The following is an 18,134-nucleotide window of genomic DNA, read 5'->3' on the forward strand; positions in this document are numbered from 1 at the left end:
ATGGAAAATAGCAAGAGAACGATAGCCATCGTATGTGGTGGTGATTCTTCTGAGCACGATGTTTCTTTGCGCTCAGGTCAGGGTTTGTACTCATTCTTCGACAAGGAGCGTTATCATATCTATCTCGTCGATGTAAAGGGCACCGACTGGCACGTGGCTTTAGATAACGGTGAGACTATTGATATTGACAAGAACGACTTCTCGTTTGTGAAAGACGGCAAGCATATCTATTTCGATTATGCTTATATCACCATCCACGGACAGCCTGGCGAGAATGGTGTGATGCAGGGCTACTTCGACCTCATCCACTTGCCATATTCTACAAGCGGTGTGCTGGTAGAGGCTATGACATTCGACAAGTATGTGCTCAACAACTACCTGCGTGGTTTCGGTGTGAACGTGGCTGACAGTATCTTGCTCCGTCGTGGCGAACAGTATGATGAGGACGAGATTGCCGAGCGCATCGGTATGCCTTGTTTCGTAAAGCCTGCTGCCGACGGTAGTAGCTTCGGTGTGAGCAAGGTGAAGAATGCTGACCAGTTGGCTCCAGCTCTCCGTGTAGCTTTCATGGAGAGCAACGAGGTGATGATTGAAGGGTTCCTCGATGGTACTGAGATTTCTCAGGGCATCTACAAGACAGCCGAGAAGACCGTTGTCTTGCCAGCTACAGAGGTGGTAACCAGCAATGAGTTCTTCGATTATGATGCCAAGTACAATGGTCAGGTACAGGAAATCACTCCAGCCCGTCTCTCTCCTGAGACTGCAGAAGAGGTGGCAAAGACCACATCCCGCATCTACGATATCCTCCATGCCAACGGTATCATCCGCATCGACTATATCATATCTAAGGATAAGGACGGTAAGGACAAGGTGAACATGCTGGAGATCAATACCACTCCAGGTATGACCGTTACCAGCTTCATTCCTCAGCAGGTGCGCGCTGCAGGCCTTGACATCAAGGACGTGCTCAGCGATATCGTGGAGAATCAGTTCTAGAATTTATAAATCACATATATGGTTCTGCGACTTTCTCGCAGAGCCATATATATTAAAAGGTATATATTAAAAAGGTATATATTATGAAGATCCCTCAAGAATTTGATACCATTCGACCTTGGGAGCCAGAAGACCTTCCTGAGGTGTTCGACCGTTTGCTTTCAAACGATCAGTTCAAGCAAGTACTTGCTTATCTTTATCCACAAGTTCCTTTTGAGATGATTGCCCAGAAGTTGAAGGCTTGCAAGACCAATCTCGACTTCCAGTTGGCTTTCGCCTACGATTTTGTTCAAGGCATCCTGAAGAAGGCTGCAACGGGTTGTGAGATGGATTGCGCAGCCATCGATAATACCCGCAACTATACCTTCATCAGTAACCATCGTGATATCGTGCTCGATTCAGCTATCCTCGATGTAATGCTTATCGACAATGGCTTCAAGACCACCTGCGAGATTGCTATCGGAGATAACCTCCTGTCGCTTCCTTGGGTGAAGGACCTGGTACGTGTCAACAAGGCGTTTATCGTGGAGCGTGCCCTGAGCATGCGCCAGATGCTGATGTCAAGCAAACGTCTTTCCGATTACATGCATTTCTCCATCAAGGAGAAGAACGAGAATATCTGGATTGCCCAGCGAGAGGGTAGAGCCAAGGATAGCGATGACCGTACCCAGAAGAGCATTCTCCAGATGATGGCGATGGGCGGTGAAGGCAGCATCATCGACCGATTGAAGCAGCTCCATCTCGTACCGCTGTCTATCAGCTATGAGTACGATCCTTGCGATTTCCTCAAGGCTAAGGAGTATCAGCAGAAGCGTGATGTGGAAGGATGGAAGAAGGGACCTATGGATGATCTCGTAAGCATGCAGACCGGTATCTTCGGTTACAAGGGACATGTGCATTATCATGCAGCCCCATGTATCGATGAGTATCTGGATACCCTCGACCCAGAGATGCCGAAGCAGGAACTCTTCAATACCATTGCTGCCCATCTTGATCATGAGATACATAGCCACTACCGTCTCTATCCTGGCAATTATGTGGCGCTCGATCTCTTGGAGAATACCGAGGCTCATGCTTCTGAATATACACCGGAAGATAAGGCTCGCTTCGAGAAATATATCGCAGGGCAATTGGCAAAGATTGAACTTCCTGACAAGGATGAAGCCTTCCTGAAGGAGAAGATTTTAGCAATGTATGCCAATCCAGTGCGCAATTTCCTTGCAGCAAAGTAGGTGGAGGGCGCAAAATAATGATACTTTATTGCTTTATGTGCAAAAATGTACCATTAATACTGTTAAAATGTTAAGTGTACGATAAACACGAAAGTTAATAAATCTTTCGTGTTTATCGACTTTTTATTAAAAAAATAACCTTTCTTACGAAAAATACACAAATTGAGCAAAAAAGTATCACCCTTTTTCGAAAAAGTATTGTACTTTTGCAGCGGTGATACGAATGTGAACGATACCACTAAAAGATACCTCACATCGTTTTGCCGGAAATACAGCTAAAATAACAAAACTAACAAAATAAAAAGTAATGACCTATGAGTATCAATTCAGCTTAAAATGAAAGAAGGATTGTTTCCGTGCAGCTGGTAGTTACAGGGAGACAAGAGTGTGTGGCTATTTGCTAGTCAATTAAGTAATGTTTATTCTATTCAAACCTAGAAAGTACATAAGTATGAATCTAAACTTAAGAAAATCAGTGCTGCTTGTTGGAGCGTTGGCATCCTTAGGCTTGAGTTACACAACTGAAGCTTTGGCAACATCTCCAAATTTTGCTGTTAACTCAGTACAGCAGTCTAAGAAGGTTACCGGTAATGTAAGTGACGCAGAAGGTCCTATCATCGGTGCAAGTGTAGTAGAGAAAGGTAATGCCGGAAATGGTACTGTTACCGACTTGGATGGTAACTTCGCATTGAACGTGAAGCCTGGTGCTACTATTGTTATTACTTATATCGGTTATCAGAAGCAGGAAATCGTTGTAGGTAATCAGTCTAATTTTAACGTCACAATGAAGACAGACGACAAGACTCTCGAAGAAGTTGTTGTCGTAGGTTATGGTGTTCAGAAGAAAAAGCTCGTTACCGGTTCTACCATCGAGGTGAAGGGTGATGATATTCAGAAGATGAATACCACTCAGGTGTTGGGCGCTTTGCAGAGCCAGACTCCTGGTGTTAACATTCAGGCGGCTTCCGGTCAGCCTGGTGATGGCTTTAAGATTTCTATCCGTGGTGCCGGTACCAACGGCAACACAGCTCCTCTTTATATTATTGATGGTGTAGCAGGTGATATCAACAACTTGAACCCTGCCGACATCGAGCGTATCGACGTTTTGAAGGATGCTGCATCCTGTGCCATCTACGGTTCTGCCGCAGCCAATGGTGTTATCCTTGTTACTACCAAGCAGGGTAAGCAGGGCAAGATTCAGGTATCTTACGATGGCAATGTTGGTTGGTCTAATGTATATCGCATGCCAAAGATGCTGAATGCCAAGCAGTATATGGAGGTAATGGATCAGGTGCGTTTCAACAGTGGTGAAAGTGGCTACGATTGGAAGAGCATTATGGGCGAGGACCTCTACAACTCTTATATGGATGGTTCTAACGAAGGAACCAACTGGGTAGAGGCTATCCGCAACAAGAATGCCGTTACAACAAGTCATTCCCTGAACGTTACTGGTGGTTCCGACCGTTCTACCTTCTCTATGGGTGCCGGTTATCAGTATCAGGATGGTGTGTTTGGCAATGTTGTTAAGTCAGATTACCGCCGTTTCACCTTCCGTATCAATTCAGAGCATGTCATCTATCGCAATGACAAGGGTATGGATGTAGTGAAGATTGGTGAGAATATCTACTATCAGCACAAGCAGAACCAGGGTATCCAGATTGGTAACCAGTATAGCAATGAGCTTTCCAATATGCTTCGTTCCAATCCTACTATCCCTATGTATAATGCAGATGGAAGCTATACCAAGGCTGAGGACTTGAAGAACTGGATTGATAACTACAACTCTTATTCTGTAAACCCAATCTATAAGATGTTGAATCAGCAGTCTGGTCACAATAAGAGTATCAACCAGAATCTGCATGCTACAGGTTATTTGGTGATTCAGCCAATCAAGAATCTGGTTTACCGTGGACAGTTGAATTACAATCAGAATACTTGGACATGGCGTACATTCCTCCCTATATTCGATGCCAATAGAACCAATGCGGATTATTTCCGAACAGAGGATAAGGCAACAAACCAGATTGGAACAAGTTGGGGATGGAGTACAACAAATACCTTGAGTTATAAGTTTGACTTGCAGAAGAAGCACAACTTCGACATCCTGGTAGGTACAGAGTATGGTGAGAGCCGTCCTGACTTCGGTTTCTCCTTGAATGCTACATCTTCTAATTCGGTGTTTGGCGATATGACTCATGCTTACATGACCTATATGAAGAATAATAATGCTGCTGCCGTTACTGGTACTCCTTGTGATGATTCTCGCAGTATGTCTTACTTCGGTCGTGTCAACTACAACTTCAATGAGAAGTATATGCTTTCAGCCATCATGCGTGCCGATGGTAATTCTAAGTTTGCTCCAGGTAAGCGTTGGGGTTATTTCCCATCTGTATCTGCCGGTTGGGTTATCTCAAACGAGAAGTTCATGGCTAAGACAGTATCATGGCTCGACTTCCTGAAGCTTCGCGCTGGTTGGGGTCAGAATGGTAATGCACAGACCATTAACAACTTCCAGTGGCAGAGTGCTTTTGCATTCGATACCAGTAGCTTTTATACCTTCAATGGTAATCCTGATCAGTATGTTGCCGGTGCAGCTCCTTCCCGTCTGTCTAACGAGGATTTGACTTGGGAGACTTCAGAGCAGTTGAACATCGGTTTGGATGCTCGCTTCCTGAATGGACGTCTGGGCTTCACCTTGGATTGGTATAACAAGAAGACCAAGGACTTGCTGGTTGCAGTTCCTGTAGATCCAACAACTGGTTTCTCTACCCAGATGAAGAATGCTGGTACTGTTGAGAACAAGGGTATTGAGCTTTCTCTCTCTTGGAACGATAAGATTGGCAAGGACTTCCAGTACAACGTAGGTTGGAACATGGCTTACAATCACAATGAGGTAACAGAGGTGAAGTCTAACCAGAAGTACAACAATGGTGGTAAGGACCTCTTGGCTCAGAATACCGGTTATATGACTCGTTTCGAGGAAGGTCATCCTATCGGTTACTTCTGGGGCTACAAGACAGAAGGTGTGATGCAGAATGAGGCAGATGTTCAGGCTTATCTTGATAAGAACTGTAAGGGTAATGCCGCTAACTCTAAGCAGGGTACCGGTATCAAGCCAGGCGACTTGAAGTTTGTGGATGTAACTGGCGATGGCGTTATCAATGATGACGATAAGACAGAACTTGGCGATCCACATCCAGATGTAACCATGGGTATCACTCTCGGTGCATCTTACAAGGGCTTCGACCTTTCTGTAACAGGCTTTGGAGCATTCGGTCAGCAGGTGGCTCGTTCATTCCGCAAGTTCACCGATGGTGAGTACGAGAACTTCACTACAGAGGTGTATGACTACTGGCATGGTGAGGGAACTTCCAACAAGTATCCTTTGCTCGCCCACATGAATGCTGGTCCAAACTGGCAGACCATTTCTGATATTTACATTGAGGATGCCAGCTACTTCCGCCTTCAGAATCTGACCGTGGGTTACGATTTCACCAAGATTTGGAAGAACAGCCCATTCCAGCAGCTCCGTCTCTATTTCGCTGCCCAGAACCTCTTTACCATTACCGGTTATAAGGGTATGGATCCAGAGAATGGTACTGCTATCGGCTCAGACTCATGGGTAACAGGTGTTGATGTAGGTAACTACCCTCAGCCTCGTACCTATATGGTTGGTGTAAATGTAAAGTTCTAATCTAAAATTGAATTCACAATGAAAAAGTTAAATATATTTTTGGCTTCAGTCATGGCGGTACTTAGCTTGGCATCCTGCGACATCAATGATGTGCAGAATGTTGGCGAGTTATCTTCCAGTACCTTCCCTGTTTCCAAGGAGGATGGTGAGGCTGTATTGGCTGGTGTTTACCAGAATTTGAACCAGGTTTGTGCAGACCCTCAGATGAGCTTCCTTTACTATGCCCAGTTGGCTAGTGATGATATGCTCGGTGGTGGTGGTGTCAATGATAAGTTGATGCAGGCAGATGATCTGCTCTGTAACTACAATGCCGATATGACCAATGTGTTCTATGAGGCTCGTTACAAGGGTATCAACCGCGCCAATACCCTGATAGAGGCTCTTCCTAATACCTCTATGAATGAGGATACCAAAAACTCATTGATGGGACAGGCTAAGTTCCTGCGTGCCTTCTATTATTATGAGTTGGCTTCTATGTACGGAAATGTACCTATGCGTCTGAAGTCAGGTTCTGAGGCTATCACCCAAGGTAATATTGAAGACCCTTGGAAGCAGATTCTGATGGATCTTCGTGATGCTGTCGATCTCTTGCCTGCTGCAAAGAGCACTGATGGCCATATTGATAAGTATGCTGCTGAGGCTCTGCTGGGTCGTGCCTGGTTGTTCTATTCAGGTTTCTTTGGCAATGGTTCTACATTGGCTGATCTGACCAGCACTACTTACAATCCTCTGACTTCTGTGGAGCTTCCTGATGGAACTACTCTGTCTAAGGAGAATGTCATTACAGCCATTGATGACTGTGTGGCTAACTCTGGCCGCAAGTTGGTGGATAAGTATCAGAATCTCTGGGCTTATACCAACAGATGCACTGTAGAGGATTACGATTACACCAAGGGTCAGGGCTTCAAGTGGGTTGAGGATGATGCTTCTCAGAATCCCGAGACTTTGTTCTCTATCAAGTTTAACAAGTACGCAGACTGGGGTACAACGATTGGTTATGCCAATAATTATGCTCTTCACTTTGGTGTTCGTGGTGGTCAGGCTTATGGCAACACTTTCCCATTCGGTCAGGGTTGGGGTGCTGGTCCTGTAGCTCCAAACCTGGTAAAGGATTGGGCTGCTGCTGAGCCTAATGATGCACGTCGTGATGCTTCTATCCAGGACTGGTCTAAGGTAGCAACCTATAAGAAAGGTGGTTGGGCAGACTTCGTTCAGGAAACTGATTACTATGCCAAGAAGTGGGCTCCTGTTACTTGTAAGAATGATCAGCTGAAGGATGGCTATTCTTGTACTTTCGAGAATGTGATGTATCCTGGCAACTGGGATGTAGCAGGAAAGGAGAACATGCAGTTGAATAACATCCACGACCTGGTACTCATCCGTTTCGCTGACGTATTGTTGATGCAGAGTGAGTTGAAGAAGGATATAGCTGGTATCAATGAGGTTCGCAAGCGTGCTGGTTTGAACCCTATTGCAGCTTATTCAGAGGAAGCTTTGAGAAATGAGCGCCGTTGGGAGTTGGCTTGCGAGGGTACCCGCTGGAACGACCTCCGTCGTTGGCATATTGCCGCTGCTGCTCTTGAGAAGCAGAATGGTGTTGCTATCTATTATTGCGGACAGCCTGATACAAATACTCCACACAATGGAGGTTATACTGCCCGTTACAATGCTACTGCTGGCTTCCAGAAGATGCCTGAGACTCAGGTGGCTCTGGGTACCGTAAAACAGAATGAAGGTTGGACTGGTGCTGATTCAGAATATCAGGGCTGGAAGTAATCAATTCTTTAATCTTTTAAATGAATAAGTATATGAAAAAGATATTTTTTGCATTGTCTATGCTGACATTGCTTTATACTTCTTGTGATCCTTCTACCGATTCTGGCAGCACAGGTTTCTCTGAGAATGTAACAGCTGAGAGCGTAGATGCCAAGGCAACACCTGTTCAGGTGAATGGTAAGAATAGCAACCGTATCATCATCGAGAATCATTCTCCTATCACAAGCCAGTGGTCGGTTGACCAGTTGGCTGAAGGTGCGGTAACCTCTTCCAAGGCATACGATACCATCTATGTTACCAAGGTAGGTGCCAACACCGTTACTATGCACTGCAAGAACGTGGCTGTTGACTTTACCAAGGACTTCACTGTGAATGTAGATGAGATTACTTATCTCTCTGCAGAACTTCAGAAGCGTCTCTGCGTAACTGGTTCTGAGGGTAATTATACTTCTACTGTAGGCGAGTTCGCTGGTCAGCCTGTACAGTTCGGTACTGCTTTTGATGCAGGTAAGGTAAAGGTTATTCAGGAGGTCAAGGAAGGCAAGAAGGGTAATGTCTTTACTGTTGAGAATGGTAACGGTGTGCTTTCTAACTGGGCTATTACCAAGGAAGGTGCTGATGAGGCTGCTGGTACTGCTACTCTGAATGGCGATCAGCTGATGGTTGTTGAGGAAGGTAAGTTCAATATTACCTTGACTTATACCAAGGCTGATGGCACTCAGGAGACTTACAATGCAGGTTCTTTCGATGTTGAGTCTTTGACTACCAAGCCAGAGCTTCTTGAGTATCTCGCTGGTGGCGAAGATGGTGATGGTACTACAACATGGGAATGGAACGATAAGGCTTCTGGTGTTTGGGGCAATGGTTCTTTCGGTAGCGGTAATGGTCCTCAGTGGTGGACTGTATCATATACAGACATTGAAGGCCAAGGTAGTAGCAAAGCTGGCGGTGTAAAGCGTAGCGGTACTCATGCTTACTTTACCATTGATACCAATTCCAAGACAGCAACTAATGGTGATGGTACAACGCTTCCTATCAAGGTGAATGTGCTTGAGCACAAGGATGCTTCTTGGGATAAGGGTACTATCTCATTCCCAACAGTAACAAATGATAAGTTTGTTATTCCTATGGGTGTAAATGTTAATGAAGGTGATGCTGCTTTCCAAAAGTATTATGTCTTGGTAGCATCTAATGACGAGCTTGTTTTAGCAGCTTGTCAATCTGATGGTAGTACCGGATGGTACTATGTCTTCAAGAAAAAGGCTAAATAGGTATGTGATAAATCGTTGTGATTAAAACATAAAATTAGGCTAAGCCTCGGCTGTAGTGATACAGTCGGGGCTTTTTCTTTTTGCCTGATGCTGAAATATTATCCGAAATGTTTGGCGGTTACGATAAATAGTCGTAACTTTGCGCTTACAATATTAAAATTATAGTATAATGGTGCATTCATTAAAAATCCTAGATAAAGATTACAAACAGTGGGTTAAACAAATTGCTGTTCGTTATCGTGGAAGCCAAATAAAAGCAGCGATAAAGGTTAATACCGAGCAACTGCGATTTTATTGGCAACTTGGAAAGGATATAGTTGAAATGAAAGTTGAGGAACGATGGGGCGAATATGTCATCACTCAATTAAGCAAGGATTTGCAAAAACTCTTGCCTGGTGTTGAAGGACTTTCCATTACAAACCTTAGATATTGCCGCCGCTTTTATTTGCTTTATTCTCAGCAATATATAATTCACCCCCAGGTTGGGGGCGAAATAGAGAATGGGTCTTTGAAGAATGTATACTCCCAAACAGAGGATGTTTTTCAAATACCTTGGGGACATCATAAAGTCATCATGGATAAAGTGAAAGGTGATGCGAAGAAAGCGTTGTTTTATGTGGCTCAAACCATAGAGAATGGATGGAGTCGCTCTATGCTTTTGAATTGGATAGGGACAGGACTTTATGAACGGCAAGGTAAGGCGTTGAATAACTTTACTCATAGCCTTCCTAAAATCGATAGCGATTTGGCTAAAGAGATAACTAAGGATCCGTATTGCTTTGGTTTTGCAGAAATTACAGGAAAATATAATGAGCGTAAACTTAAAGATGCGTTGCTGAATAATATCTCGGATTTCTTGATAGAGCTGGGTACAGGTTTTGCTTATGTGGGTAAAGAATATCGCTTAGAAATTGGTGATACAGAAAATTTCATAGACTTGTTGTTCTATAATCTTAAACTGCGTTGTTATGTTGTTATAGAGGTTAAAATAGATAAGTTTGAGCCAAAAGACATTGGACAAATCGGTACTTATGTTACGGCTGTCAATCATATTCTCAGAGAGGCCGGAAAAGATAATCCAACTATTGGCTTACTGATATGTAGAAGTAAGGATAATACTTTGGCACAATATGCCTTAGAGTCAAGTAGTCAGCCGATTGGAATATCTGAATATGAATTGGAAAAGTTTTATCCTGTAAAAGTTGAAGGAACTATTCCAACTATAGCAGAGTTGGAAGCTGCGTTAGATGGTAAATCAATTGAAAAGTATAAATAAGTCTAACCCCCGGCTGTTGTTCTGCAGTCGGGGCTTTTTCATACCTTTTAGTAAACAGAAATTGACTTTTTTTGCTTTTCTTCCGTACTTTCTAGTATAATTGTTGAAAAGATTTGGTGTTTACGAGTTTTTATTGTACTTTTGTATGCAGTAAGACAAGTAGGTTTAGCAGGGTATGTTTGTACAACTGAGAGCTTATAACAGCTTAACTTTGCGACTCACACCGAACGGTGTGAGTGCGTGCATCGAACGAAGTAAGAACGTGCGGCGTTCGATGTGAGCACGTGCATCGTTCGAAGCACGTCGGAAAGTCCTGGAACTTCAAGCTTATATCATTAGTACTTAGTACCTTATAACATACTTGTGATAACAGCTAATAATACTAAACTATGGCAATAAAGTATGAAATCCATTCCATCCATAACTCGAAGGGCGAAGGTGGAGAACAGAAATTTGTCCGGTTGCGTGACCACGAACCGATGACCAGTAAGCAGATAGAGCAGCATATAGAGCAGGCATGCTCGCTTACCAGGGGCGATGTGCAGGCGGTGATGATATCGCTGCACGATCTTATCGTGACCGAGCTCTCTCAGGGCGCCCGTTTCTATCTTCCACAAATAGGCTATCTCTCGCTGTCTGTTACAACGGAGTTGCCGGAAGGTAAATCCATGGATAAGGTGACAGGTAATAATATCCGCTTGCGTAACATCAACTTCAAACCTACTGCCGAATTGTTGAACGAGGTGGCTAGACAGGTAAGGTTCGAACGCTCTAAATATACCACGAAGTCTCGCAGATACACCGAAGAACAGTTGTGGGATAAGATTGTGGCTTTCATAAAAGAGCATGACTATATTTGCCGACGCGACATGGAATACCATTTCTCCCTGCGCCAGCAGACAGCCTTGAAATGGTTGAAGCATTTTACCGAGAAAGGGCTTCTGGTAAAGGAGGGGGCAATAAATGCTCCTATCTATTTCCTGGCAAAAGACAATAAAGGCAATGAAGACAATGGAATCTCCCTTCATACTAAACGTCCTGAACCATAGAAGTTTAGCGTAGCTGTGAAAGGAGAAATGAAAATGGGATTTAAAATTAATACCTAATAAAAATGAATAATTTGATCACTAAAACTTGGAAACCGCTGCTGTCGTTGCTCTTCGGCGTGGCAGTGATGCTGTTCTGGGCTGTGCCTTATATGGCAGGGCTCTGCTTTCAGGAACAGTATCAGATGTTTCTCTTTGATACCAACTATTTCCTGGAGCGCATTGTGCTGCCAGGAGGATTGGCTGACTATATCAGTGAGTTTCTGGTACAGTTCTACTATATGCCTGTATTGGGTGGTGCCATCATCGGACTGCTCCTGATAGGCATTCAGACTGCCGTATGGGGACTGATGAAGCAATATGGAGCCAAGCATGATTTCCCGGGCTATCTCCTGAGTTTCCTTCCAAGCATCGCCCTGTGGTGCGCTATGGGCGACCAGAACATCCTGCTTTCTTTTGTGGTTGCACTTTTCGGAGCTCTGCTGATGGGATGGATTCATAACCGATTCCACAACCGTTTGGTAAAGGTGGTGTTCGAACTGGTTAGCACGGCATTGGTTTATTGGTTCCTGGGTCCTGTGGTATTCCTTTATGCCGCCCTGATGATAGGTGATACGCTGAAGAATGCGCAGCAGAAGGGCAACTTCCTTTCCGGAATAGGCTATTCTGCCTGCATCCTTGTGCTTACCATAGCCTGGATCCTGCTGAGCACGCAGTCTCTGCAGTATCCGATGTCTCGCATCTTTGCCGGACTTAATTATTATCGCTATCCGGGTGCAGTATCTCCGTTGCCTTTTGTTGTGATGGTATGGGCTGTTGTGATTCCTTTCTTGGGGATGATTCCATGCCACCGGAAATCCTTGCAGAAGTTGCAGCAATCCAAAGTGGTCATAGTGTTGGGCTATGTATTGGTGATTGTGGCTTCATGGTTTGGTATCAAGGCATCTTTTGATGAAATGACCTACGACCTGATAGATTATGATTTCCTGGTTCGCACCGAACAGTGGGATAAGATCATTGAGAAGGCAGAGAAGAAGCCGGCAACCACACCGCTCAGTGTTTCGTGTGTGAATCTTGCCTTGAGCCAGAAAGGTATGCTTGCCGACCGCCTTTTCGAGTTCTATCAGAATGGAGGCGAGGGCTTGTTCCCTACCTTTACCCGCGATATGATTTCGCCGGTATCTACTGCAGAAATCTTCTTCCGTCTGGGTATGGTGAATGATGCCGAAAGATATATGTTCGAGGCGCAGGAGGCGATACCGAATTATCGCAAGAGTTCCCGATTGACCCGCAGGATTATAGAGTGCGAAATCATCAACGGTAATTACAAGGTAGCAGCCAAGCTGCTCCGCCGACTGCAGAAGACGCTCTTCTATAGCAACTGGGCGAACCAGATGATGGCGCTGCTGGGCAATGAGAAGGCTATCAACCGACATCCTATCTATGGCAAGCTGCGCAAGTATCGTGAGAAAAAGCAGGACTTCCTCTTCAGCGACCGGGAGATGGACCAGATGCTGGGCTTGCTCTTCCTGAATGATAACCATAACAAGATGGCATACGAATATCTGATGTGCTACGAACTCCTGCAGCGCGATATGGAGAAGTTCATGCAGTATTATCCGCTGGGCAGATTCGTGGGTTACGACCATATTCCACGTTCCTTCCAGGAGATTCTCATCGGCAACTGGATGAAGACGCATAGCGATCCACGTACCATCCCATATAGTGTGGATGCACAGAACGTGAATAATACGCTCAACTTCATTCAGCTCTATATGCAGAATCCGAAGGATCCTCAACTCAGTCAGCAGCCGTATGTATCCAATGCCTGGCACTATATGGTGATACAAGACAAGGAGGAAGCTAAGAAGGAGGAGAAGAAAACTATATATTAATGTTGAATGTTAAGTGTTAAATGTTAAGTTGGCAATCTTGCTGATAATTAGTGCATAATACACGTTGATAATATTTGGTTAGAAAATGAAAACGATAAAATCTTTATTGTGCTCTCTGTTGGTTGGAGTGGTGATGGCTTCGCTTAGTGCATGTTGTTACCCTCCGGCGTGGAAAGATGCCAAGGAAATCAATCAATTCCCTAAGATATTCCCCGATTATGTTGGGGTTACAGTTCCTGCTAATATCGCACCGCTCGATTTTAATATGGCGGACGAGGATATTGAGGATATGTATGTATGTGTGCATGGTCCGAAAACCATAGAGGGGCTATATTCTTACGACAAGAAGTATGCGGAGTTTGAGGTAGATGAATGGCATGATTTCTTGAAAAAGAACAAGGGTGAAAAACTCACCGTCTCAGTGTATGTATTGAAAAATGGTGAAAGGTTCAAATATCAGGACTTCGATATCCATGTCAGCCCATACGAACTGAAGGACTGGGGCTTGACCTATCGTCGCATAGCTCCTGGTTATGAGGTGTATGGCAAGTTGGGTATCTATCAGCGCAACTTGAGTAACTTTGAGGAAACGGCAATCCTTGAGAATACCGCAGCGCCGGGTGCCTGCCTCAACTGTCATACGGCAAACAGAACCAATCCAGACCAGTTTACCTTCCATGTGCGTGGTGACCATGGTGCTACCTTGGTTTCTCAGAACGGAAAGCGGGAGTGGCTGAAGGCTAAGAATGATTCCCTGAAGGGTTCTATGGTTTATCCTTACTGGCATCCATCGGGCAAGTATTGTGCTTATAGCACCAATACCACCCATCAGAGTTTCCATGCCGTGAAGGATGAGCGAATTGAAGTCTTCGACCAGGCATCGGATGTCTTCGTTTATCAGCCTGCAACCCATGAACTGATATTGGATTCTCTACTGATGACGAAAGACCATTATGAGACTTATCCGGTATTCTCGCCTGATGGAAAGACGCTCTATTTCTGCTCTTCTACCGCAGAGCCTATCCCAAGCGGTTACAAGGATATCAAGTATAATATCTGCAAGATTGGTTTTGATGCGGCTACGGGCAAGTTTGGCAGCCAGGTGGATACCATCTTCAATGCCCGTGAATTGGGCAAGAGTGCCACCCATCCACGTCCTTCGTATGATGGCAGGTACATCATGTTTACAATGAGTGATTATGGCTGTTTCCCGATCTGGCATAAGGAAGCGGATAACTGGTTGCTGGATTTGAAGACGGGGCAGGCGCGACCAATGACGGCTGCCAATAGCAGGAATACAGATAGCTGGCACAACTGGAGTAGGGATTCCCATTGGTTTGTCTTTACATCCCGCAGGGGTGACGGTCTCTATACCCGTCTTTATCTTGCCTGCATCGATGACAAGGGCAATGTAAGCAAGCCGTTCCTCTTGCCTCAGCGCAATCCGAAGAAGTACTACGACGAGTTGCTGGATTCCTATAATACCCCTGATTTCACTTCGAAGCCAGTAGAGCTGGATGCCCGTGCGGCAGGAAATGAAATCATGAGTGATAAGAGGATTCCGACGAAAGTTAGATAATCCAATAAAAATATAAAAAAGCCCGAGCCATTATCAGCTCGGGCTTTTTTGTGTTTATTGGATACTGTGTTTATTTAAACTTTTCTGCTTCCTGTTTCATCACATTCTCAATATCGATGGCATTGAATGGAACGGGACCACGACTCAACTCCGGGATGTTGAAACTCTTCAGGCAATCGTCGTAGAAGGTTGGTTCCCTCTGCGGCAAGACGAAAGGCTTGTGAGCCTTGCCATGCTCATCAAAATAGCAGAAGTAAGGCTTGCCGTAGAGTCCGTCATCGCGCTTGCTTGCAAAGACAAACCATCTGCCGGAATGCGACCAGCTGTGATAGGTATCACTTTTCCTGCTGTTTACGATGCTGAGGCTGTCTATCTTTCCGGTCTGCAGGTCGAGCATACGGAGTTCTGCCTCTGGATGCCAGATAGGGAAGGTGCCATAGTCGGCAACGGTGAAGAGACAGTATCTGCCGTCTGGACTTATCTTGGGATGGCATACCGAGCGCTCTGTGTAGAGGGTATCTACCTTCGAACCGAATGTTCCTGTTCTGTCCTCGAAAGGGATGCGGACAAGGGCATATTTCAATCCCTTCAGATTCTTTGTCTTCAGACCTTTCTTATCTGCTACGCAATAGTAGATGTATCGGCCGTTAGACGAGAAGGTAGGGAAGGTCTCGAGTTTTGTGCTGTCGCTGGTGAGCGGCGATGAAATGATGATGTTGTTGTCGAGGTCGGCAACATACACATCACTCTTCGAATCATATACCTCCAGCCGCTTGTCTGGGTTGGCATGGAAGGCAGGGATGATGATGTTGGTAGAAAACGTGACGTATCTGCCCGAAGGGTCGAACCCGTAATACACGCTCGATGAAACCATATTGGCTGTCTTCAGATTGAGTTTACGCAGCTTGCCGTTGCGGTTGAGGATGGCTCCGCCGCCTTCGCCTCTTACATATACCATACTGAGGTTCGGGTTCTGGTTGCCGAAGGCGTGACAGTTCATGCAGCGGTTTTCCTGCAGATGATAGTCGGTGAGAATCGTCTCCTTCCAGTTCTCAATACATCGCTGCCTGATCTGTATCTTGTTCCATACCTCGTAGTCGGGTTCTATCAGTCGGTAGGTGAGATAGGGGTCAATGCTGTCGCCTACCACCTGCCATTTGAAGGACTTGAATGCGGTCCATTCTCCGTCATCGCTCTTGGAGTAGATCTGCACCTTTACGTTCTTGTTCACCGCCTTCTGAAGGAATGCTTTCCAGTCGTCGAGATCGAACTTCAGGTTCTGACTGTTGCTTGTAGCGGTTAATGTGTTGTCGGCATCGTTGGCATCAGCGCCCTCGATGGTGAGAATGGTTTCGATGTTGGTAAGGTGCTTGTCGCGAATCTCGAAATTGAGCGGGGCGATATTCACCGGAATCGTTACATCTGCATAGTCGGGATACATATTGGGGTAGTGATCTACCTGTTCTGCATTCTCGTGAGTCAGGGCGCAGGAGGCGAGCAGAAGAAGGCTCGCCGCTGCACCATATAGTATATTCTGGAATTTCATATTTCTCTATTTTAGAAGATGAATCGTATCAAGTATTTGCGCTAGTTGTTGTTCAGCTTAGGTGCCTCTGCCTTGTCGAAGTAATACCAGTAGGTATCCTTGAAGGCTGGGTTGCCTCGCTGTTCATTATACAGCTTGAATCTCTGCAATACATCCTGCCTCTTGATATACTTTGCCCATTCGGCAGTCGGAGCCTTTGTTCCTGCCAGATAGATGGCAAGTGCCTCCTGGTATAGTTTCTCGTAAGTTACATTCTGCTGCTTGAGATAATAGGCATCGTAATCGTGCTTGAAGGTTTCCATATCCTTCAGGAGCAGGTCGCTGCAGAGCATATAGTTGACGGTGATGTTGTTGTTGGGGTTGCTTTCCATCAGTTCGCTCATGATGGTGTGGCAGTTGTCGTTCAGGCGCAGCGTATCTCGGGTGTTGAGATAGGGGCGCTTGTCGATGTACTGCTGCAGGAGGGCTTTGTCATAGGATGAAGCCTTTCTGCCAAGGGCATCAAAAGCACGGTTGGCCCATCTGCTCCATACGAATGTCTTCTGCAGGATGCGGAGATATTTGCGGGCGGCATCATAATCGCCCTTTACTAGATTAATCTCTGCAAGACGCTTCATCATCCGGATGTTGCGATTTTCCGGCGAACATACGTTGGCGAGCATGGCGGCACGCTCACAGAAGGTCATGTCGCCCAATATCCAATACAGTTCGTTGAGGGTCTTGATGGTGAGGGGTGGCGTGTCGGGACCCAGTGTCTCGAAGGTACCGAGGTTGTTGCTTGGGAATTTCAGCAGTACTGCGGGGAGACTGCGTCCCTGTGCAGAAATCAGGTTATAATAGAACTTCATGTAGGAGTTAGGCTCCTTGTCTTTTTCTATCATATTGACCACCTTGTTGTAGTTGCCGAAGTAGTATTCGCAATCTGCAGCCAGGGTCTTCTCCAAGTCCATCTGCGGCTTTACAAACTTACCTAAGCCCGGGTGGGTATATAATGTATGGAAATCGATGAAATACAGGCGTTTATCAAGCATGATGATGAATAGGGGGATGGCAATGGCTGCCAGACGGGTATAGTTGCCTGGCTTGTTGATATACTTGATGCAGCCTAACAGTACGAGGGCTGCGTATATCCACATGCCACAGCCAAAGAACCAGTGGCAAACCAGCATGCTGATGAAGATGCTGACTGATGTAATCCACTGGGGTAATCTCGTTCCGTCTATGGAAGTATGTCGCAGTGCCTGATTTTCCAGCTTCTTGATGGACATACGGGTGGAGACAAGAATCTTGGTGCTGAACCGGAAGACATTGGCTCCACCGGCAATGGCAATGATGCTGCTGAGCCTATAGTCGTAGTGCAAACTGAAGCACACGAGCATCGTCATCACAGCGATGGCTATGGTGTATGGTATCCAGGTGCCCTTGATGTCGGCATCCTCTACGCCACATCTTACGTTGTATCCAGCCATAAGGATGGATAGGGTCAGGATGGTAGGACCAGCATATCGGTAATAATAAAACTGTGTGAGGAAGTCGCCTGTCAGGCAAGCTAGCCAACCCGGCTTGTCGAGATAGGTGGTGATATAGTCCCATGAAAACAGAAAGAGTTGATTCTGCTCCTGGTAAAAGAGATGATAGGGATAGAAGAATTGGAAAAACACAAAACTTGCTATTGCCCCCAATAAGATGAGTACGTGTACTCCGGGTTTGGTAATCAGACTGTTCATTCTACTATTATTTAGACTACAAAGTTACACAAAAATATTAAGAATGAATAAAAAAAAGCAGAAAAATGACATTTTCTTATCATTTTTCTGCTTATT

General features: G+C 45.3%; 11 protein-coding genes. 9 read left to right on the forward strand and 2 right to left on the reverse strand.

Annotated elements, in window-relative coordinates:
• The 9 genes from DXD25_RS05685 (at position 1) to DXD25_RS05725 (ending at position 14,765) form a co-directional block, all read left to right on the forward strand.
• Positions 1-996, forward strand: coding sequence for a D-alanine--D-alanine ligase (locus DXD25_RS05685; RefSeq protein ID WP_089544477.1), 996 nt, complete (start codon positions 1-3; stop codon positions 994-996).
• Between the two features lie 83 nt (positions 997-1,079).
• A complete protein-coding gene (locus DXD25_RS05690; RefSeq protein ID WP_117662174.1) occupies positions 1,080-2,228 on the forward strand; it encodes a 1-acyl-sn-glycerol-3-phosphate acyltransferase in 1,149 nt (382 codons plus the stop codon).
• A 451-nt stretch (positions 2,229-2,679) separates the two neighbouring features.
• Positions 2,680-5,922, forward strand: coding sequence for a TonB-dependent receptor (locus tag DXD25_RS05695; RefSeq protein WP_117662175.1), 3,243 nt, complete (start codon positions 2,680-2,682; stop codon positions 5,920-5,922).
• An 18-nt stretch (positions 5,923-5,940) separates the two neighbouring features.
• Positions 5,941-7,698, forward strand: coding sequence for a RagB/SusD family nutrient uptake outer membrane protein (locus tag DXD25_RS05700; protein ID WP_117662176.1), 1,758 nt, complete (start codon positions 5,941-5,943; stop codon positions 7,696-7,698).
• Between the two features lie 32 nt (positions 7,699-7,730).
• Positions 7,731-8,969 carry a hypothetical protein gene (locus tag DXD25_RS05705; RefSeq protein ID WP_147327863.1) on the forward strand — a complete coding sequence of 413 codons (1,239 nt, stop codon included), beginning with the start codon at positions 7,731-7,733 and terminating at the stop codon, positions 8,967-8,969.
• A gap of 169 nt (positions 8,970-9,138) precedes the next feature.
• Positions 9,139-10,245, forward strand: coding sequence for a YhcG family protein (locus DXD25_RS05710; RefSeq protein WP_089544468.1), 1,107 nt, complete (start codon positions 9,139-9,141; stop codon positions 10,243-10,245).
• A gap of 389 nt (positions 10,246-10,634) precedes the next feature.
• Complete coding sequence (locus DXD25_RS05715; RefSeq protein WP_117662178.1) at positions 10,635-11,294, forward strand: HU family DNA-binding protein; 660 nt, start codon at positions 10,635-10,637, stop codon at positions 11,292-11,294.
• 62 nt (positions 11,295-11,356) lie between these two features.
• Positions 11,357-13,186 (forward strand): DUF6057 family protein, encoded by a 1,830-nt coding sequence (locus DXD25_RS05720; RefSeq protein WP_147327864.1) that lies wholly within the window; start codon positions 11,357-11,359, stop codon positions 13,184-13,186.
• 85 nt (positions 13,187-13,271) lie between these two features.
• Positions 13,272-14,765, forward strand: a complete 1,494-nt coding sequence (locus DXD25_RS05725) for a PD40 domain-containing protein (protein WP_117662180.1) — start codon at positions 13,272-13,274, stop codon at positions 14,763-14,765.
• Positions 14,766-14,835: 70 nt separating this feature from the next.
• On the opposite strand, the gene DXD25_RS05730 is transcribed toward DXD25_RS05725, so the two are convergent.
• Together DXD25_RS05730 and DXD25_RS05735 are read right to left on the reverse strand one after the other, a co-directional pair.
• The gene (locus DXD25_RS05730) at positions 14,836-16,311 is read right to left on the reverse strand and encodes a PD40 domain-containing protein (RefSeq protein WP_117662181.1); all 1,476 of its coding nucleotides are present in this window, start codon (positions 16,309-16,311) and stop codon (positions 14,836-14,838) included.
• 41 nt (positions 16,312-16,352) lie between these two features.
• Entirely contained in the window at positions 16,353-18,038 is a 1,686-nt protein-coding gene (locus DXD25_RS05735; protein WP_147327865.1) for a DUF6057 family protein, read from the reverse strand.
• Positions 18,039-18,134: the final 96 nt, after the last annotated feature.

It is taken from the genome of Prevotella sp. TF12-30 (assembly GCF_003436715.1).
GTDB classification, from domain to species: domain Bacteria; phylum Bacteroidota; class Bacteroidia; order Bacteroidales; family Bacteroidaceae; genus Prevotella; species Prevotella copri_A.